Source organism: Mycobacterium senriense, from assembly GCF_019668465.1.
Lineage (GTDB): Bacteria > Actinomycetota > Actinomycetes > Mycobacteriales > Mycobacteriaceae > Mycobacterium > Mycobacterium senriense.
This window is the reverse complement of sequence record NZ_AP024828.1, coordinates 972,988-991,415: the sequence shown is the minus strand read 5'-3', so window position 1 is coordinate 991,415 and position 18,428 is coordinate 972,988. Positions and strand designations below refer to the sequence as shown.

20 protein-coding genes are annotated in these 18,428 nt (G+C 67.8%); 11 read left to right on the top strand and 9 right to left on the bottom strand.

Annotated elements, in window-relative coordinates; genetic code table 11:
* The first annotated feature begins 98 nt into the window (after positions 1–98).
* From MTY59_RS04830 to MTY59_RS04820, 3 genes are all read left to right on the top strand, one after another.
* On the top strand, positions 99–767 hold the full coding sequence (locus MTY59_RS04830; RefSeq protein ID WP_250160715.1) for a PAS and ANTAR domain-containing protein: 669 nt from the start codon (positions 99–101) through the stop codon (positions 765–767).
* A 130-nt stretch (positions 768–897) separates the two neighbouring features.
* Positions 898–1,260: an STAS domain-containing protein gene (locus MTY59_RS04825; RefSeq protein WP_221044663.1), complete on the top strand. Its 363-nt coding sequence runs from the start codon at positions 898–900 to the stop codon at positions 1,258–1,260.
* On the top strand, positions 1,257–5,123 hold the full coding sequence (locus tag MTY59_RS04820) for a SpoIIE family protein phosphatase (protein ID WP_221044662.1): 3,867 nt from the start codon (positions 1,257–1,259) through the stop codon (positions 5,121–5,123). Before MTY59_RS04825 ends, MTY59_RS04820 begins: the two co-directional genes overlap by 4 nt.
* A gap of 3 nt (positions 5,124–5,126) precedes the next feature.
* On the opposite strand, the gene MTY59_RS04815 is transcribed toward MTY59_RS04820, so the two are convergent.
* Entirely contained in the window at positions 5,127–5,402 is a 276-nt protein-coding gene (locus MTY59_RS04815) for a hypothetical protein (RefSeq protein ID WP_221046257.1), read from the bottom strand.
* A gap of 72 nt (positions 5,403–5,474) precedes the next feature.
* Here MTY59_RS04815 and MTY59_RS27180 point away from each other — a divergent pair, with 72 nt between their 5' ends.
* Positions 5,475–5,741 (top strand): Rv1535 domain-containing protein, encoded by a 267-nt coding sequence (locus tag MTY59_RS27180; RefSeq protein ID WP_250160841.1) that lies wholly within the window; start codon positions 5,475–5,477, stop codon positions 5,739–5,741.
* Positions 5,742–5,757: 16 nt separating this feature from the next.
* Here the strand turns inward: MTY59_RS27180 and MTY59_RS04810 are convergent, their stop codons facing one another.
* The 4 genes from MTY59_RS04810 to MTY59_RS04795 form a co-directional block, all read right to left on the bottom strand.
* Complete coding sequence (locus tag MTY59_RS04810; RefSeq protein ID WP_221044661.1) at positions 5,758–6,204, bottom strand: hypothetical protein; 447 nt, start codon at positions 6,202–6,204, stop codon at positions 5,758–5,760.
* A 120-nt stretch (positions 6,205–6,324) separates the two neighbouring features.
* A complete protein-coding gene (locus MTY59_RS04805) occupies positions 6,325–7,131 on the bottom strand; it encodes an exodeoxyribonuclease III (RefSeq protein WP_221046256.1) in 807 nt (268 codons plus the stop codon).
* Between the two features lie 68 nt (positions 7,132–7,199).
* Positions 7,200–8,111 (bottom strand): N-acetylglutamate synthase, CG3035 family, encoded by a 912-nt coding sequence (locus MTY59_RS04800; RefSeq protein ID WP_221044660.1) that lies wholly within the window; start codon positions 8,109–8,111, stop codon positions 7,200–7,202.
* Positions 8,111–8,704, bottom strand: coding sequence for a peptide deformylase (locus tag MTY59_RS04795; RefSeq protein ID WP_221044659.1), 594 nt, complete (start codon positions 8,702–8,704; stop codon positions 8,111–8,113). Before MTY59_RS04795 ends, MTY59_RS04800 begins: the two co-directional genes overlap by 1 nt.
* Positions 8,705–8,906: 202 nt before the next feature.
* Between MTY59_RS04795 and napA the strand changes: the two genes are divergently transcribed.
* Genes napA through MTY59_RS04760 form a run of 7 tightly spaced genes read left to right on the top strand, consistent with a single transcriptional unit; the run spans position 8,907 to position 14,019 of the window.
* Positions 8,907–9,215 (top strand): nucleoid-associated protein NapA, encoded by a 309-nt coding sequence (napA, locus tag MTY59_RS04790; protein ID WP_007768412.1) that lies wholly within the window; start codon positions 8,907–8,909, stop codon positions 9,213–9,215.
* A 19-nt stretch (positions 9,216–9,234) separates the two neighbouring features.
* Entirely contained in the window at positions 9,235–9,711 is a 477-nt protein-coding gene (locus MTY59_RS04785; RefSeq protein WP_221044658.1) for a LytR C-terminal domain-containing protein, read from the top strand.
* Between the two features lie 21 nt (positions 9,712–9,732).
* On the top strand, positions 9,733–10,401 hold the full coding sequence (gene sodC / locus MTY59_RS04780; protein ID WP_221044657.1) for a superoxide dismutase[Cu-Zn]: 669 nt from the start codon (positions 9,733–9,735) through the stop codon (positions 10,399–10,401).
* On the top strand, positions 10,382–11,521 hold the full coding sequence (locus MTY59_RS04775) for a glutamate--cysteine ligase (protein WP_221046255.1): 1,140 nt from the start codon (positions 10,382–10,384) through the stop codon (positions 11,519–11,521). The genes sodC and MTY59_RS04775 overlap by 20 nt, the downstream gene beginning before the upstream one ends.
* Positions 11,521–12,159, top strand: a complete 639-nt coding sequence (locus MTY59_RS04770) for an LON peptidase substrate-binding domain-containing protein (RefSeq protein ID WP_221044656.1) — start codon at positions 11,521–11,523, stop codon at positions 12,157–12,159. The genes MTY59_RS04775 and MTY59_RS04770 overlap by 1 nt, the downstream gene beginning before the upstream one ends.
* 22 nt (positions 12,160–12,181) lie before the next feature.
* Complete coding sequence (locus MTY59_RS04765; RefSeq protein ID WP_221044655.1) at positions 12,182–13,204, top strand: TIGR03617 family F420-dependent LLM class oxidoreductase; 1,023 nt, start codon at positions 12,182–12,184, stop codon at positions 13,202–13,204.
* Positions 13,201–14,019 carry an enoyl-CoA hydratase-related protein gene (locus tag MTY59_RS04760; protein ID WP_221044654.1) on the top strand — a complete coding sequence of 273 codons (819 nt, stop codon included), beginning with the start codon at positions 13,201–13,203 and terminating at the stop codon, positions 14,017–14,019. Before MTY59_RS04765 ends, MTY59_RS04760 begins: the two co-directional genes overlap by 4 nt.
* Here MTY59_RS04760 and MTY59_RS04755 read toward each other — a convergent pair.
* The 4 genes from MTY59_RS04755 to MTY59_RS04740 are packed head-to-tail and all read right to left on the bottom strand — an operon-like array spanning position 14,014 to position 18,402.
* Complete coding sequence (locus MTY59_RS04755; protein ID WP_221044653.1) at positions 14,014–14,598, bottom strand: TetR/AcrR family transcriptional regulator; 585 nt, start codon at positions 14,596–14,598, stop codon at positions 14,014–14,016. The genes MTY59_RS04760 and MTY59_RS04755 overlap by 6 nt on opposite strands.
* Complete coding sequence (locus MTY59_RS04750; RefSeq protein WP_221044652.1) at positions 14,595–15,515, bottom strand: SDR family NAD(P)-dependent oxidoreductase; 921 nt, start codon at positions 15,513–15,515, stop codon at positions 14,595–14,597. Before MTY59_RS04750 ends, MTY59_RS04755 begins: the two co-directional genes overlap by 4 nt.
* Positions 15,512–16,969, bottom strand: coding sequence for an acyl-CoA reductase (locus MTY59_RS04745; RefSeq protein ID WP_221044651.1), 1,458 nt, complete (start codon positions 16,967–16,969; stop codon positions 15,512–15,514). The genes MTY59_RS04750 and MTY59_RS04745 overlap by 4 nt, the downstream gene beginning before the upstream one ends.
* A complete protein-coding gene (locus tag MTY59_RS04740; protein ID WP_221044650.1) occupies positions 16,966–18,402 on the bottom strand; it encodes a long-chain-fatty-acid--protein ligase in 1,437 nt (478 codons plus the stop codon). Before MTY59_RS04740 ends, MTY59_RS04745 begins: the two co-directional genes overlap by 4 nt.
* Between the last annotated feature and the right edge of the window lie 26 nt (positions 18,403–18,428).

Sequence of the window (18,428 nt, the reverse complement as noted above, 5' to 3'; positions counted from 1 at the left end):
CAGCCCTTTTCCGCCGGGGGCGGTAGCCGAGGGCACTCCCGAAGTGGAAAAATGCAAACGTGCAACAGCGCAGGCGAACAGGGCAATCGTCATCCGATGTGGGCGGCGTGCGATTTTCCGAGCCTATCGAGTCGGACCCTGGACTTCTGAACATCGGCGCGTTCCGCTTCTGGTTCGTCGGGCAGTGCTGGGAATGGTCCGACGAGGTCGCCAGGATGCACGGCTACGAACCGGGGGAGGTCGTGCCGACGACCCAACTGCTGTTGTCGCACAAGCATCCCGACGACCGTGCGCATGTGCAGGAGCTGCTCGACCACGCCCTGCAGTCCGAGCAGTCGTTCTCGAGCCGGCACCGGTTCATCGACACCGCGGGCGCGGTGCACGACGCGATCGTCGTCGCCGACCGCATGCTGGACGAGTCGGGCGCCGTGCTGGGCACCGAGGGTTACTACGTCGACCTCACCAACACCTTCGACGAGACCCGCCGAGAGGTGCTCGACGAGGCGCTGCCGGACCTGTTCGAGAGCCGCGCTGCCATCGAACAGGCCAAGGGCGTGCTGATGTACGTGTACCGGGTGAGCGCCGAGCAAGCGTTTCGCGTGCTGCAGTGGCGCTCGCAGGAAACCAACGTGAAATTGCGTGCGCTGGCCAAGCAGTTGCTCACCGAAGTGGCCGTCCTGCCTTCGCCGGCGGCCGCCCTGCAGAGTCAGTTCGACCATTTGCTGCTGACCGTGCACGAGAGGATCCCGTCCGAGCCCGCCGGGTAACCTCCGAATCGGTAAACGGGCAGTTCGGGTAGGGGTTACTCTCTGGTTATCTGCGATGCGCGACCGCGCATCTTCGCCGCGTCGTCGGGCTTAGCGGCTGCAGATCCCAACGTAGGCTGCGGCGAAAGGCATGAAGTTGTTGGCGGTCGAACACGAGACGCACGACGAGGTAGTGATCGTGAGCGTCAAAGGCGATGTCGACTCCAGTACCGTCGGTGAGCTTGCCGCGCACCTGACCACCGCGCTCGGGCTGGCGTCGGCGCAGCCGGTGCGCCCCGTGGTGATCGACTTGCAGGCTGTCGAGTTCTTCGGAAGCGCGGCGCTGAACGCGGTGCTCGACTGTCACGAGGACGCGAAAGCCGGCGGGACCGCGGTTCGGCTGGTCGCCGACCACGATCAGGTGCTGCGGCCGATTCAGGTCACCGAATTGGACCGGGTGTTCGAGATCTACCCGACCATGTCCGCGGCATTGCAACGAAGACGACAGCAATGAACTCGCGACTGCCGGCTGACCTGGCCGCTGCTGTTTCCTTGGGCGGTGAGATGGGCCGGCGGTTCGCCGAATACGACTGGGACACTCACCCTCTGGGATCGCCGCGGGACTGGCCGGGCGAGATGCGGGCGGCGGTCGCCACGACGCTGGCGTCGCGGTTCCCGCTCGTGCTGTGGCTGGACACCGCGGACCTGTTCGTGGTGTACAACGACGCCTACATCGAGATCCTCGGCGACAAGCATCCCCGCTCCCTGGGGCAGCCCGGCCGAGTCGTGTGGTGGGACATCTGGGATTCGATCGCCCCGATGCTCACCGGGGTCGTCGCGACCGGTGAGGCGACCTGGTCGCGCGACCTGATGCTGCCCATGGTGACCGCGGGCCGGCGGGTCGAGCGCTACTTCACCTTCACCTACAGCCCGCTGGTGGGCGCTGACGGCAAGGCCTTCGGCATCTTCTGCCCCTCCTACGAGACCACCGATCGGGTGCTGAGCGAGCGCCGCCTGCACCTGCTCAACACCGTCGCCTCCGCGATAGTCGAGAGTCGCAACATCGACGACGCGGTCGGTGTCGCGGTCCGGGTATGTGCATCACAGCCGGCCGACCTGTCGTTCGTCGCCGTCTATGCCGCCGGCGACACCGGCGACATCACGCTGCGCGGCGCGACGCCATCCGTGCGGGCGCTGTTGCCGGGCGAATTGGCGCAGCTGACCGAGTGGGATGCGGCGCGGTCCCGGTCCGAGGTCAAGGTCATCGACGACGTCGCGGGCGCGATCCCCGGCGTCGATCACGTCCTGGGTGCCGACTGTCCGCAGGAGGCTCTAGTGCTCCCGCTCGGGGAGGCATCGACCGCGGGTGCGCTGGTAGTGGGCGCCAGCCCGCGCCGCCCCCTCGATACGCAGTTTCAAAGTTTCTGCCAGCTGCTGGCCGACCAATTGACGTCGACGTTCGCCTCGATCGTCTCCTACGAGCAGCAACGGCATCGCGCCGATGCGCTGGCCGAGCTCGACCGGGCGAAGACCGCATTTTTGACCAATGTCAGCCACGAGTTCCGCACCCCGCTGACCCTGCTGCTCGGACCGCTGGACGACGCACTGTCCGACGCCGCGCCGCAAAGCGTTCTCGCGGAGCGGCTTACCACCGCGGGACGCAACGCGCGCCGTCTGCAGCGCCTGGTCGACTCACTGCTCGACTTCTCCCGCATCGAGGCGGGCCGGGCCAACGCGAAGCTGGTACGCACCGACGTCGGCGCGCTCACCGCGCAGATCGCGTCGTCGTTCGCTGAGCTGTGCCACCGGGCCGGGCTCGAGCTGGAGCTCGACTGCGCGCCGGCCCTGGCCGACGTCGATCCAGGCATGTGGGAAACCATCGTCCTCAATCTGCTGTCCAACGCGGTCAAGTACACGCTGCAGGGCACGATCTCGGTGCAGGTGCGAGCCGAGGCCGGCGATTGTGTGATCGCCGTGCGCGACACCGGGGTCGGGATCGGCGCCGAGGACCAGAAGCTGCTGTTCGAGCGCTTCTACCGGGCCGACAACGTTCGCGGCCGCAGTGTCGAGGGCACCGGGATCGGGTTGTCTTTGGTCCGGGGGCTGGTCGAACTGCAACGCGGCACGGTGGCGATCGACAGCGAATTGGACCGCGGAACCACCGTCACCATCCGGGTGCCGCGATCGGTCTCGGGCGCGGTCGTCGAGCCGTCGCCCGCCGGCCTGGATGAGACCAATCCGTATGTCGCCGAGGCCAGTCAGTGGGTGATGACGGTCGCCGAACCCGTCGCCGCCGCGCCCGGCACGACCCGCCAGCTGGTGCTGATCGCCGACGACAACGCCGACATGCGGGCCCACCTGGACCGGGTGCTGTCGGCGCGGTGGGAGACGGTTCTGGTCGGCGACGGCGAGTCGGCGCTGGCCGCGACCCGGAACCTGCGGCCGGACGCGATCGTCACCGACGTGATGATGCCCGGGCTCGACGGTTTCGGATTCGTCGCCGCCGTGCGCGCCGACCCGGAATTGGCCGCGACGCCGATCCTGATGCTGTCCGCCCGGGCCGGCGCCGAGGCCGTCAGCGAGGGCTACGCGGGCGGTGCCGACGACTACCTGCCCAAGCCGTTCCGGTCCCAAGAGCTGATCGATCGGTTGGCCTCGAGGTTGTCCGCGGTCGGGCGCGAGCGGGACCGGCAGCGTCGCGAGGCGCAGTCGGGCCTGGCCGCCGATCTGGTGCACCTCGACTCTGCGCTGCAGGCCACCAGCTCGGTCGGCGGGATCATGGACGCCCTGCTGGGCTCGCCGTTGGGCTCCGGCGACGCGGGTGCCGTCGCGATCGGCGTTGTCGACGGCGAGGATCACCTGCGGTTCGAATACGCCGGCGATCTGCCCGCGGAGTTCCGGGACCGCTATCACGTCGTCGCGCTCGACGCCCCGTTGATCGGGGCCGACGTCGCGCGCACCGGTGAGTCGATGATCGTCCCGGACACGTTCGAGCTGCCCCCGCGCTACGAGCACGCGGTTCAGGACAGCGCGGCGAGCATCCGCGCCTGCGTGGCCCATCCACTGCGGGACGGCTCCGGGCGCATCCTGGGTGTGCTGGCGTTGTTGTGGCCGGCACCGCGGCGATTCGACGCCGCCGAACTCGACGCCTTCGGCCGCGTGGCCGAACTGACCTCCTCGGCTCTGGACCGGGTGCGCCTGATGGCCCGCGAACACGAGATCGCCATCGACTTCCAAGAGCACCTGCTTGATCTGGATCGCGGCTCCACCGCAGCAGTCGTCGCGGCCGTCTACCAGCCGGCGGGGGAGGCGATGCGGGTCGGCGGTGACTGGTATTCGGTCACCCCGCTGGATCCGCTCGGCAGGATCGCGATCTCGGTCGGCGACGTGGTCGGCCACGGCCTGGCCGCGGCGATCGTGATGAGCAGGTTGCGCGCCGCGGTCGCCGCGTCCGCACTCACCGCGGGCGAGCCCGACGCCGTGCTGGGTTCGCTGGACCGGTATGGCGCCAGCGTCGACGGCGCGCGCTGCGCGACGGTGGCCTATGCGCTGATCGACACCGCAAATCGAGGGGGCGGTGCCACCGTCAGCTACAGCTGCGCCGGGCACCCGTACCCGCTGCTGGTGCTGCCCGACGGTCGCACTGTCTATCTGGAGTCCGGCCGGCGTGCCCCGGTGTCGGTGACGGGAAACCGCGCCCGCGACACCGCCGGCACCCCGAACGGCGACACCGCGACGGCGGAGCTGCCGACGGGTGGGTTGATTCTGCTCTACACCGACGGACTCATCGAACGGTCCGGCGAGTCGCTCGACGATGGATTCGATCGCCTGCAGGCGGTCGCGGCGCAGTGCGCCGACCTGCCGGTGGAATCCGTCTGTGCGGAACTGCTGGCCCGGATGGCCCCACCGTCCGGCTACCGCGACGACGTCGTGGTGCTCGCGCTACGGCCCAGCCACCTGGCTGCCGGCAGCTTCGCCACCGTGGTGCCTGCCGCGCCCGCTCAGATCCCCGTCGCGCGCGCCCACCTGCGGGACTGGCTGAACACCATCGGCGTCGCGCCGCGTCGAGAAACCGACATCCTGTTGGCGACCGGTGAGGCCGTCACCAACGCGATCGAACACGGCAGCCGCAATGAGCCACGTCAGACCGTGTCCATCGAGGCCTTCCTGCGTCGGGGCACCGTCACCGTCACCGTCAGCGACATCGGTCAGTGGCTCGGCGATTCGTCGGCCAGCCTGCGCAGCCGCCGCCGCGGCCGCGGGCTCACGCTGATGAGCGGATTGGCCGACGACGTCGAGACGCTGCGTACCCGGGCCGGCACCCGGGTCACCCTGCGCTTCGACCACGCCGTCGCGGGGAGCCCGGCGGCAAGCTGACCGCTAGGCCTCTTCCATCGCCTCGCCGAGCTCCTCCAGGAGCTTGTTGTGGTGATTGCTGGCCAGGAAGTGTCCGGCGGCGATAACCAGGGCCACCGGCCAGTCGATGAGTTCGAGGGCCGCCAGGGCCGCCAGCCCGCCGAAGTACGCCAGCTGCTCTGGCCTGGGGATTTCCACCTGACCGACCGCCGGCAGGTTCACCACAAATGTTTCGCCCTCGCGGACCTTCTCCACCGCCTCGCGCTGGCTCGTGCCGCGCCGCGACTTCTTTTCCGCCATCATTTGCCTTTCGGTAACGAAGGGTTTGCCGTCTCGCTGGGTCGCGCGTCCACCGTCGGACTTATGTCGACGATGACCCACACCGGGGGCGATCCGCTAGTTTCATCGTTTGCTTCGGTGCTGAGGGTGCCGCTACTCGAACTCTATGCGCTGTTGTGGCGCGTGGGGGTTGTCGAGATTCGGCACAGCGATCGGGCGCCTCGTCGCGGCGCGAACGTGCGGCCCCGGGTGGTTCGGGGCCCGATCTGTCCGGATCCGTCCGCCCACGCCGAAGATCGCGTGGTGCGCTGGCCGTTGCGGCAACTGGACCCGCCGGTGTACAGCCGAGCGACAGGCTGATCGACGGCGGATACGCCTAGTTGGTGCTGCGCAACCCCGTGGAGCCCGCGCGGCGTCCGGCCGTTTTCTTGGCCGTGGACTTGCTGGCGGTTTTCGCGGGCGCCGATTTCCGCGGCGCCGGCTCCGCCGGTACCGCTATGAGGTTCGCCTTGACGGCGCGGGGCTGGGCCTCCTGCTTGCGGCTCAGCTTCTGCAACAGCAGGGCGCTGCCGCCGACCGCAACCAACAGCGGCCACTCCACCAATCCGGCGACGCCCAGCGCGCCGAAGGCCAGCGCCGCCGCGGGGGCCGAGTGGCTGCCGCTGTTCATCCCGCGTTTGACGCCCTCCGCGGCGCCGGTGACGCCGCCGATGACCCCGTTGACCGCCGCGCCACCCACGGCACCGGCGGCCGCGGTCGTTGCGGTCGCCGCGCGGTTCACCGCCTGACTCACGCCTCGGACTGCTCCGCCGATGACACTCATGATGACTCCCTGCTCTGGCTATTGATTTTTAAAGCCTGCCACCAAGCGATCGCGCAGACAACGAGAAGGCGCACCGAATTTGCCAGAGCTTAATGTGGTGCCCGGCCGTGACGGGCCTGGCTAGTCACGGCGCACATCGATGAGCACCGGCGCGTGATCGCTGGCCGCCTTGCCCTTGCGTTCTTCGCGGACGATCTGCGCGTCGGTCACGCGGCCCGCCAAAACCGGCGAGCCCAGGATGAAATCGATGCGCATGCCTTGTCGCTTCGGGAACCGCAGTTGGGTGTAGTCCCAATACGTATAGACCCCGGGACCCGGCGCGAAAGGGCGCACCACGTCGGCGAATTGCGCCTCGACGATGGCCTCGAACGCGCGGCGCTCCGGCTCGGAGACATGCGTGGCCCCGGCAAAGAACTCCATACTCCAGACGTCGTCGTCTTGCGGGGCGATGTTCCAGTCACCGGCCAGTGCGATCGCGGCGTTGGGATCGTCGCGCAGCCAACCTTCCGCCGAATCACGCAGTGCGGCAAGCCATTCGAGTTTGTACGTGTAGTGCGGGTCGCCCAGGGCTCGACCGTTGGGAACGTAGAGGCTCCACATCCGGACGCCGCCGCACGTCGCGCCCAGGGCACGGGCCTCCGCGGTGGCGGCGACTTCGGGCTTGCTGCTCCAGCTGGGTTGGCCGTCGAAGCCGATCTGGACGTCATCGAGGCCGACGCGCGACGCGATCGCCACGCCGTTCCACTGATTGAAACCGACGTGGGCGACCTCGTAGCCGAGTTCGAAGAACGGCAGGGTGGGGAACTGGCTGTCGGAGCATTTGGTCTCCTGCATCGCCAGCACGTCGACGTCGGCGCGGGCCAGCCAGTCGATGACGCGCGGCAGCCGGGAGCGAATCGAGTTGACGTTCCAGGTGGCCAGCCGCAGTGGCGATTCCAAGCGCGGCGAAGCCGGGCGCGCCGGATCGCCGCCATCAAAGGTTTCGTCGGGCATGGCTAGACGCTATCCCAGCCGCCGGGGCGCACCGGGACGTAGCGGCGGCGGTGGTGCAGCCGGAATCCCAGTGCCGCGGCCAGGGTCGTCGCGCCGGTGTCGGGCACCGACATGTAGCCGCGCGTTGCGCCGAGCCCGGCGCCCCACGCCAGCAACGCCTCGCACAAGTTCGCCGCCGTCCGCTCGTCGGCGTCACGCGCGAAGCGCAGGCACGAGATGCCCACCCAGCGCGCGCCATCGGGTGCGCCGGTCACCGCTGCACGCGCGACCGCTGCGTCGCCGTGCCGTGCGAACGCGAGCTCGCCGTCGAGGACGGCGGTGAGCACGTCGACCGGGACGTCGCCGCCCGATATCCGCAGCCAGGCGTCGTCGGGGCGCGTGGACAAGGCAACGGACGGGCCGGCATCGCGGGCTGCCGCGCCGGAAAGATCGCGCACCACAACCCGTTCCGTGCGTTCAACGGTCAGCCCGGGCGGTGACGGCAGCACCCGATCGGGCACGGCAAGTCGTGGCGTCAGGCCGCGGCGATCATACCAGTCGACGATCGCCGGGACGGTGCTCACCTGGGCCGAAAAATACAGCGGCACTGCCGAATTGGCGGCGAGCCCGATGCCGTGGCCGGCGCGGAGCAGCCAGCCGTCCAGCCAGGAGTGCTCCGCGCCCGGCCAGGCCGCGGCGGCGGCATGCTCGAGCGCGCGGATCTGCGAGGTGCGGATGGGGGTGTCGGTGAGCACGCGCAGCGCGACCGCGTCGGAGGGCGCGAACTCGACGACCGCGCCGGTCTTCGTCTGCACCCGTACCATCGGCTCGACCGCCAGCAGGTGGCCCACCGCATCGGTCAGCGGCGGCACCGAACCGGCCGGGCGGCGGTAGCGAACCGTCACCCGGGTTCCCGGGTCGGGCCACGAAATCATCAGTGGCCGAAGGGGTCCGGTCCCTCGCCGGGCATCCAGGAGAGGCCGGGAACGCCCCAGTTGTGGGATTTGACGGCGCGTTTCGCGCTGCGGGCGTGCCGGCCGATGAGGCGGTCCAGATAGAGGAAGCCGTCCAGATGCCCGGTCTCGTGCTGCAGCATCCGTGCGAACAGGTCGGTGCCTTCGATGGAGACCGGTTGGCCGTCGGCGTCGAGTCCGGTGACGCGCGCCCACTTGGCGCGTCCGGTCGGGAACGATTCGCCGGGCACCGAAAGGCAGCCCTCGTCGTCGTTGTCCGGGTCGGGCATGGTCTCGGGTATCTCGGAGGTTTCCAGGACCGGGTTGACGACGACGCCGCGGCGGCGGTCGGTGCGGCCCCGGTCGTCGGCGCAGTCGTAGACGAAGACCCGCAGGCTGACCCCGATCTGGTTGGCCGCAAGCCCCACCCCGTGCGCGGCGTCCATGGTGTCGTACAGGTTCGCGATCAACTCGGCCAGATCCGCCGGCAGTGAACCGTCGGCAGCGACCGGCACCGGCTGTGTCGGGGTGTGCAGGACGGGATCTCCCACGATCCGGATCGGAACGACTGCCATGGTCGGCTAAGCTACCGCACGCCCGTGGGCTGCTCAGCCCGCGATCGGAGTCTGGGCAATCTTGGCCAATCCGCCGACTCGCGGGTCTGGATGACGGCTTGAGGGTTTGGCGCGTGTTTCAATATTCGCCGAAACACGCCCTTAGCTAAGTCAAGTCATTCGAGCACTTCGGAATTCGCCGGAAGGGTCCAGGGGAAGCGATATGGACAGCGCCATGGCGCGGGCAAATCGATCGGGGGACGACTCTGAGATCGCAGATGGGCTGACCCGCCGCGAGCACGACATCCTGGCCTTCGAGCGCCAGTGGTGGAAGTTCGCCGGTGTGAAGGAAGACGCCATCAAGGAGCTGTTCTCCATGTCGGCGACGCGCTACTACCAAGTGCTCAACGCGCTCGTCGATCGGCCCGAGGCCCTGGCCGCCGATCCGATGCTGGTGAAACGGCTGCGCCGGCTGCGCGCCAGCAGGCAGAAGGCACGTGCGGCGCGGCGCCTCGGCTTCGAGGTGACCTGACTCGTTACAGTAGGGCTCGATGAAAGAACGAGTTCCCGACTCCACCGGGCTGCCCCTGCGGGCCATGGTGATGGTGCTGTTGTTCCTCGGCGTCATTTTCCTGCTGCTCGGTTGGCAGGCCCTGGGTTCGTCCGGGAGCTCTGACGACGATTCGGCGTCCGCGGGGTCCAGCGCCAGTGCCACCAGCTCGACGTCGGCGTCGCCCACCAACAAGCCGGCCAGCACCCAGGCCGACGTGCAGATCTACAACATCTCCTCGAAAGAGGGTGTCGGCGCGCGCACCAAGGACCAACTGACGTCCGCCGGGTTCAAAGTCACCAAGGTCGACAACATGGCGGTGCCCGACGTCTCGGCCACCACGGTCTACTACACCGACGCCGGCGACGAGCACGCCACCGCCGATGCGGTGGGCAAGAGTCTGGGCGCGCCCGTCGAACCGCGAATCCCCGCACTCAGCGGCGAGCCGCCGGGTGTCATCGTCCTCGTCGCGGGCTAGGTAGGCGATAGGCTGCTGGCTATGCGAAAGCTGCCTCTGGTTCTGGCCGGTGGCGCCGTGCTGCTGGGTGCCTGCTCGTCGCCCGAGCACGCGTCGTCCGTTCCGGGTACCACCCCCGCGATCTGGACCGGATCACCGTCGCCGTCGGGCGCCAAAGCCTCGGAGCCCGGGCCCGCGACGGCCCCGAGCATCACCACGCACCTGAAGGCGCCGGACGGCACCCAGGTCGCCAATGCGACGTTCGAATTCAACAACGGCTACGCCACCGTCACCATCGAGACGACCGCCAACGGTGTGCTCACGCCCGGCTTCCACGATGTACACATCCACCAGGTCGGCAAGTGCGAGCCCAATTCGGTCGCCCCGACCGGCGGCGCGCCGGGGGACTTCCTGTCCGCCGGCGACCACTTCCAGGCGCCCGGACACACCGGCGAGCCCGCCAGCGGAGCCCTACCCTCCTTTCAGGTACGCAAGGACGGCTCCGGCACGTTGATGACCACCACGGACGCGTTCGCCATGGAGGATTTGCTCACCGGGCAGAAGACGGCGATCATCATTCACGCCGGTGCGGCCAACTCCGCCAACGCCCCGGGCAACAACCAGACCAATCCGGGCCCCAACGACATGACGACGATGAGTACCGGTGACCCCGGCAAGCGGGTGGCGTGCGGTGTCATCGGTGCCGGCTAACACGGCCAACACCCACATCGACTTCGCCCGTTCGGCACGGCCGACCCTCGGGGTCGAGTGGGAGTTCGCCCTCGTCGACGCGCACACCCGCGACCTGAGCAACGAGGCCACCGCGGTGATCGCCGAGATCGGTGAAAACCCGCGTGTACACAAGGAATTGCTGCGCAACACCGTCGAGGTGGTCACCGGAATCTGCCAGTCCACGGGCGAGGCCATGGAGGATCTGCGGCAGACCCTGGGGCCGGCGCGCCGCATCGTGCGGGAGCGGGGCATGGAGCTTTTTTGCGCCGGCGCACACCCGTTCGCGCAGTGGACTTCTCAGAAGCTGACCGACGCCCCGCGCTACGCCGAACTGATCAAGCGCACCCAGTGGTGGGGGCGGCAGATGCTGATCTGGGGTGTGCACGTGCACGTCGGCATCTCCTCGCCGAACAAGGTGATGCCGATCATGACGTCGCTGCTGAACTACTACCCGCACCTGCTGGCGCTGTCGGCGTCGTCGCCATGGTGGACGGGTGTGGACACCGGGTACGCCAGCAACCGGGCGATGATGTTTCAGCAGCTGCCCACCGCCGGGCTGCCGTTCCAATTTCAGACCTGGGCGGAATTCGAACGCTTCGTCTACGACCAGAAGAAGACCGGAATCATCGACCACGTCGACGAAGTGCGTTGGGATATCAGGCCTTCCCCGCACCTGGGCACGATCGAAATGCGGATCTGCGACGGCGTGTCCAACCTGCGCGAGTTGGGCGCGCTGGTCGCGCTGACGCACTGCCTGGTGGTCGATCTGGATCGCCGGCTGGAAGCCGACGAGTCGCTGCCGAGCATGCCGCCCTGGCATAACCAGGAGAACAAGTGGCGCGCTGCTCGCTACGGCCTGGACGCGGTGATCATCCTGGACGCAGACAGTAACGAGCGGCTGGTCACCGAGGATCTCGACGAGGTGCTGAACCGGCTGGAGCCGGTGGCCAGGAAGTTGAACTGTGTCGACGAGCTGGCCGCGGTTGCCGACATCCCCCGGCAGGGTGCCTCCTATCAGCGGCAGCGCCGGGTGGCCGAGGAACACGACGGCGACCTGCGTGCGGTCGTCGATGCACTGGTGGCCGAACTGGAAATCTGATGACGGAACCCCTTGAGCTGGCAATGTTTCCGCTGGAGTCGGCGCTGCTGCCCGACCAGAACCTGCCGTTGCGGATCTTCGAGCCGCGCTATGGCGCGCTGGTGCGGCACTGCATGGACACCGGCGACCCGTTCGGGGTGGTACTGATCTCGCGCGGGCGTGAGGTTGGTGGCGGCGACGCGCGCTGCGACGTCGGTGTGTTGTCGCGGATCACCGAATGCGTCGATCAAGGAGACGGTCAATACATACTGAATTGCCTTACCGGGGAACGCATTCGGGTGTCGGAGTGGCTGCCCGACGACCCGTATCCCCGGGCGACCGTCACGCCGTGGCCCGACGAGCCGGGCGAGGCGGTGTCGGACGATCAATTGCTCGACGTCGAAGACCGGGCCATGGCGCTGTTCGAGCGGATCGCGCAAGCGCGCGACATCAAGCTCCCCGGCCGCGAGGTGATCCTGGGCGACGACCGGGGCGGTCCGGCGGGAAAGCGCCTGTTCGCGTTGGCAGCTCGCATCCCGATCGGCACGGCCGATCGCTATTCGGTGCTGTCGGCACCGACGGCCGCCGCCCGCCTCGTCGCGCTGCGCGAGGCGGTGGAAGCGGTCGCCGAGGTGGTGGAGTTTCAGCTTTCCGAATGACCGGGCAGGTAAGGACGGGCGCATGAAGGTACAGCTTCAGGTCAGCGGTTCCCCGGCGCAGGCGGCGGCGAGTGCCGCCGAGATCGCCGCGACGGGCGCGGACGGATTGTTCACCTTCGAGGGCCAGCACGACGTCTTCTTCCCGCTGTTGATCGCCGCCGGGACGACCGGCCTGGACCTGATGACCAACGTGGCGATCGCCCCGCCGCGCAGCCCGCTACACATGGCGCACTCGGCCTACGACCTGCAGCTCTACAGCGGCGGCCGGTTCCGGCTCGGCCTCGGCTCGCAGATCAAGGTGCACATCGAGAAGCGTTACGGCAGCAGCTGGGACAGGCCCGCGCCGCGGATGGCCGAAGCCATCGCCGCGATCAAGGCGATCTTTGCCGCGTGGGAAGGCAAGGCCCGCTTGGACTTCCGCGGCGAGTTCTACACGCACACCATCATGGCGCCCAACTTCAATCCCGGCCCCAACCCGTTCGGACCGCCGCCGGTGCTGCTGGGTGCGTTGGGTCCGGTGATGACGCGCACCGCCGCCGAGGTCGCCGACGGCCTGTTGGTGATGCCGTTCAACAGTGCCCGTCACTTCGCCGAGCGCACCCTGCCCGCCATCGGTGAGGGGCTGCGCCGCTCGGGGCGGACGTTGAGCGAGTTTCAGATCGTCGCCCAGGCCATGGTTGCCGTCGGTCGCGACGAGGCCGACCTGGCGACCGCGATCAACGGGGTGGCCTCCCTCATCGCGTTTTACGGCTCCACGCCGGCCTACCTGCCCGTGCTGCAGGTCGAGGGTTGGGACGACGTCCAGCCCGAGCTCAACGCGCTGTCCAAGCAGGGCCGCTTCACCGAGATGCGCGGGCTGATCACCGACGAGATGGTGGCTCGGATCGGCATCGTGGGAACGCCCGAGCAGTGTGCTGAGCAGATCGCCGCCCGGTTCGGCGAGCACGCCGACGAGGTGTGCTGTTACTTTCCGGGCTACACCCCGCGCCCTGCGGAGGTTGCCGACATGATCGGTGCCCTGCACCGGGTGCCCGCGCTGCCATGAGCACCGACCTGACCGTCGAAATCGATTCGGGCGTAGCGGTACTCACACTCAATCGGCCCGAGCGTCTCAACGCCTACACCGCCGAGATGGGCGAGCTGCTGGGCCGCGCGTACCGGGATTGTGACGGGGACGACGACGTCCGGGCCATCGTCCTGACCGGCGCCGGGCGCGCCTTTTGCGCCGGTGCCGATTTCTCCGGCGACGCAAGCCCGTTCGACGCACCCGCGGGCGACGGCACGTTCTCGGCCTCGCCGATCACCCCGGCGGCGTTCGAGTTGCGTAAACCGGTGATCGCCGCGATCAATGGCCACGCCATCGGCATCGGGCTGACCATCGCGCTGCAGGCCGACATCCGCATCGTCGCCGAGGACGCGAAATACGGTGTGGTGCAGGTCCGCCGGGGTGTGCTGCCCGACTGCATGTCGCACTGGACGCTGACCCAGTTGACCACTCTGGGGGTGGCCGCCGACATCCTGCTCACCGGGCGCACGTTCGGCGGTGCCGAGGCCGCCGCGCTCGGTGTCGCCAACTGCGCGTTGCCCGCCGAGCGGGTGCTCGACCATGCGCTGACCGTCGCCCGCGACATCGCGGTCAACGTGGCGCCGATGTCGGCGGCGCTGTGCAAACGCCTGCTGTGGGACAGCGCGATCAATCGCTACACGCCGCGACAGGTCGCCGCGCTGGAAACCCTGCTGCACGAGCGGGTGATGGGCGGCGCCGATGCCGCCGAGGGCGTCGCCGCATTCCTCGATCGTCGTGCGCCGCGCTTCACCGCACAGCTGTCCCGGGACTGGTCGCCGCTTCCCGAGCTATGAACCGGCGTCGGCGGTGAGCAACCCGGCCAATGCGGCACCGAGGTTGTGCAGGTTGGTATCGAGCGAATAGGTCCGGTCCAGCGTCCAGTTGAGGATGCCCCCGGACAGGGCGCCAACCATGATGTCCGCCAAGGTTTGTGCGTCGTGGCGCGGACTCACCTCACCGCGCGCCACCCCCTCCTTGACCAGCTCGACAAACGTGTCGTGCAGGTTGGATCCGCGCTGGATGCCGTAGCCACTGGTGGCCAGCATTTCCCCGATCAACTCGCGGTAGGTGTCGCCCGATCCGGCCAACGTCGCGGCGATGTCGTCGAACACACCCACAAGCCGCGCCGGGATCGCCTCGTCGGCGCGATCGAACACGACGTGGTGCAGGTTGACCAGCCGCTGCTCGGCGAGGGCGCGGACCATGTCCTGCCGGGTGGCGAAATGGTTGAAAAACGTTCGGTTCGCCACGTCGGCGCGTTCGCAGATCTCCTCGATGGTGGTGGCCCCGACACCGTGATCCAAAAACAGGTCGAAGGCGGCCGTCAGAATCCGCTCCCGCACCTCGCGTTTGCGTCGCTCCACCCTACTCATGCTGTGGCACAGAGCTTCTCGGAGAGGTCCCACAGTTCGGCGGCGCGCCGCTCGTCGCAAGCGTGCGGTGCCGCCGCGCTGACTGCGCAGTCTTCCAGGTAGAGGCCGCCGCGGGCGGCCAGTTCGGGACTGACGGCGGCCCACACCTGGGTGGCCGCGCCTTGTTCGGGCATGACGAAGTCGAGGAAGCCGTCGGAGGGCTCGGGGCTGTTTTCGGCGGCGAACTTACGCAGCTGCGAGAAGTCCTCGCGAGACATGTACCGCGCGAGCGAGGTGGCCACCGTGCCGGGATGCACGGCATAGCAACGGATCCCGAAGTCACGCAGGCGTCGGTCGGCCTCCACCGCGTGCAGCACATTCGCGGTCTTGGCGGCGCCGTAGGCGACGAACTTGTCGTACTCACGGCGCTCCCAGTTGAGATCACCGAAGTCGACGTCACCCATCACATGGCCGCCCGAGGACAGGATGACCACCCGCGCGCTGCCTGCCGCGGCGAGCTCTCCGACGAGCAGCCGGGTGAGTTCGAAGTGCCCGAAATGGTTTGTCCCGATCTGCAATTCGAAGCCGTCCCGGGTGCGGCCGAATGGGGTGAACATGACGCCGGCGTTGTTCATCAGCACGTGCACCACCGGCGTGATGTCACCGATCGCGCTTGCCGCCGCGCGAACACTGGACAGCGCGGTGAGGTCGAGCTGCACCGCCGAGGTCCTGGCGCCGGGCGTCTCGGCCGCGATCCACTGGGCGGTCTCCGCGAGCGCATCGCGATTGCGGGCGGTCAGGATGACGTGCGCCCCCGCGGCGGCAAGCGCCCGGGCCGACTCGCGGCCCAGCCCCGATGATGCCCCGGTGATGACACATGTCTTGCCGGACAGGTCGATTCCGTCGATGACGCGAAGTGCGGTGGGACGGTCGGTCATGCGGGCGCGGCCTGCCACAGCGGGACGACGACGCTCGGATCGCATTCCTCGTCGACGATCCATTTACACATCCGACGGATCGGTTCGATGGCGTCCTGCGGCATGGCGAGTGCCACGCTGCAGGCATATCCCAGGCTGGTCAGTCGCTGCGCGCCGAACAACGGCAGGATGTCGCGCAGCCGGCGCTTGAGCGATTCGGGATAGATGCCGATGGTCTGCGTGTAGGCATTCACGGCGGCGGTCACCTTGTCGATGCTATCTACCGGGACGATGTTCGCGACACGACCAGCCAACATCGGCGAATAATCGACCGGTTCGTCGATCTGAGAGACGACGATGGCCCCCTCGCGTTGCTCGCCGCCGACGACGCGATAGAAATCCTCGGCCATTCGCGAGGCCTCGACATGGTCGAGCAGTTCTCGGCTGGGGTAGCGCGGCGCGGTGCTGACGACCGCGGGCAGGCCTACCAGTTCGCGATAGATCAGCTCGCCGAGCCGGTTGGCGTTGGCCAGGCCCGCGGTGTCGGTTCCGGTGAGCACGTAGATGACCCGGGCGTTGGCACAGCCTTCCTGGTTGGCCACGCCGATGTCGATCGCCGCGCGGCGGGCCACCTCGCGCAGGGTCTCGTCGTCGGCGAATGCCTCGGCACCGATGATGGTCGCGCTGCGTTTGGGGTCCAGCGCGATCAGCTCCAAACCGGGCTGAATGTAGCGGGTCACGTGCCTGACCGATGCCAATCCGCCCCAGGCCACGATCTTTTCGATGTGATGAGGCTGGTACAGCGTTTCCTCGACAGCCAGGTCGCCGCCCTTCCAGTAGCCAACGGCCAGATGCCTGGTGATCGGGTGATCCGGTGCGATGTCGGCCAGGGTGCGGGCGATGGCGATCGCGGTGAGGGGATCGTTGGACGGCGCCTTGATGATGACGTCGGAGCGGGTGATCACCGAACGCAGGATGGTCACCGCCGAGACCAGGCCGCCGTTGCCCGCGGGGATGTGCAGCACGCGCGACCCGAACGCGCGCACCCGCAATTCACGGCCGTCGCTCAACGTGCGCGGCACCCAACCGTTCAAGTAATCGAGCCCCACCTGGGTGTCGGCGATTTCGGTGACGTTGCCACGGGAAAACAACGGGGGCAGAACGCGATAGCTGTTCTCGAGCATCTCCGCCGGCAACACGTTGGCAACCAGCGAGGCCTCGTAGGCCTCCTGCAGGTGGGTGTTCGTGTCGAAGTTCAGCGCGTTGCCGAGGGCGGCGAGGACATCGAGGATCTCGTCGAAGCTCAGCTCGTAGAGGTCGCTCAGCTGGCCGGGGCTGCTCAGCGGCAGGCGTTCGACGTACTTGCTCATGTCCGGCGCCTGGAATTGCGAGGCGCCGATGCGGGTCTCGAATGGCACCAGATCGTCGGTGATGACCCGGCCCCGCAAGAACAGTGGAACGGTGTACGCGATCACAGCTCCACACCCTTCATGAAGTTGACCGCTTCGTTGTGCACCTCCTGCGTTGCGGCGCAGGTGATCCGGTCGTCCTCAACGCCCTGCTTCTCGCTGTAGCGGATGATGTCCTTCTCGAACGCGACGCTGGCCTGTCCGCACGGGCATTGCAGATCCCAGTCGATCGTGACTTCGTCGCCGGAGATGACACCACCCCAGTGGGCGCGCAGCAGGATGTCGTAGACGGCGGCACGGCCGGTCTGTACACCGGTGCGGGGAAGTGGCTCGCTGGTGTCGGGATCGAGCACGAACGGGATGACCCACGGCGCAACGTGGTAGCGGCCGTGGCTGCATCCCCAGTGGAACGTGCTCGATTCGGAGAAGCCGTAACCGACCTGGATGCGGTCGACGCCGAGGAAGTCTTTGATGACGTCCATGAAATCCTCCGGCAGTGCAACGCCTTTCATGCCGCCGCCGGTGAGAATCGCCGAGTCGGGAGAGAATACGTTGCGCACGCCGCGGTCCAGTCCGGCCTTGGCGATGTCGTACATCAGGTGGTAGGTGCCCAGCATGAAGACCCGCTTGCCGCGCAGCTGGTCGGTGATGCGGGTGAAGAACGCATCCATGTCCTCGGCCTGGCGCGCCTGCATCGCGATGAACTCGTCCTTGCGGGCGGCGAGCGCCGGATCGATCTCGAGCCGATCGAGTTCGCCGCGCGATGCCGCCGCACGCATCTTGGAGGCCAGGAACATCAGATCGGTGTCCACCGCAAAGGGATACAGCGCGTGAAATCTGGTTTCGTCGCCGCCGGTGAAACCCCGCTTGATCATGTCGGCGATGCGCAGATGGCCGAGCTTGCCGCTGGCGAAGTTGGGCCACACCACGTCGACCGACGGGTTGAGCTCCGCCTCCGTCGGTTCGTGACCAAAAGCCTGAAATAGGCAGATCTTCCACAGCGTCATGCCTTCTTCGGCGCCGCGCTTGTCCTTGGGCAGGATCGAGATGGTGCCGGTGGTGCCGCTGGAGGTGATGACCTCCAGCGGAGTCTGTGCGTCGAGACGGTCGATCCAGTCGTCGATCCCGGTGCAGCCGGTGGTGTCCACGCCGGTCAGGTCGTAGCTGGTGAGCTTGTCCAGCCACTTGGTCATCAGGTCGAAGCGTTTCCTGTCGATCAGCGCCGCCGGGTAAGACTTGAAGGATGTATGCGAGAACAGCAGCGGCACAACGTCATCGAATTGTTCGAGTGCGCTGATGCCCAGTCGATCGGCCAGCTTGCGCAGGATCTCGATGCTTTGGTAATGCTCGGCGAATCGGACGCGCATGGCCTGGCGCTGCAGCTCTTCCAGCTCGAGGCGGCCGATGCTGTGCATCTGCGTGTAGGACTGGCCGAAGAAGTCGATCGGGTCGTTCATGAACTCGTGCACGGGAAGTGCCGTGTTTTCAGTGACCGTCATCAAGGATCCCTCGATTCGTTGCCGCC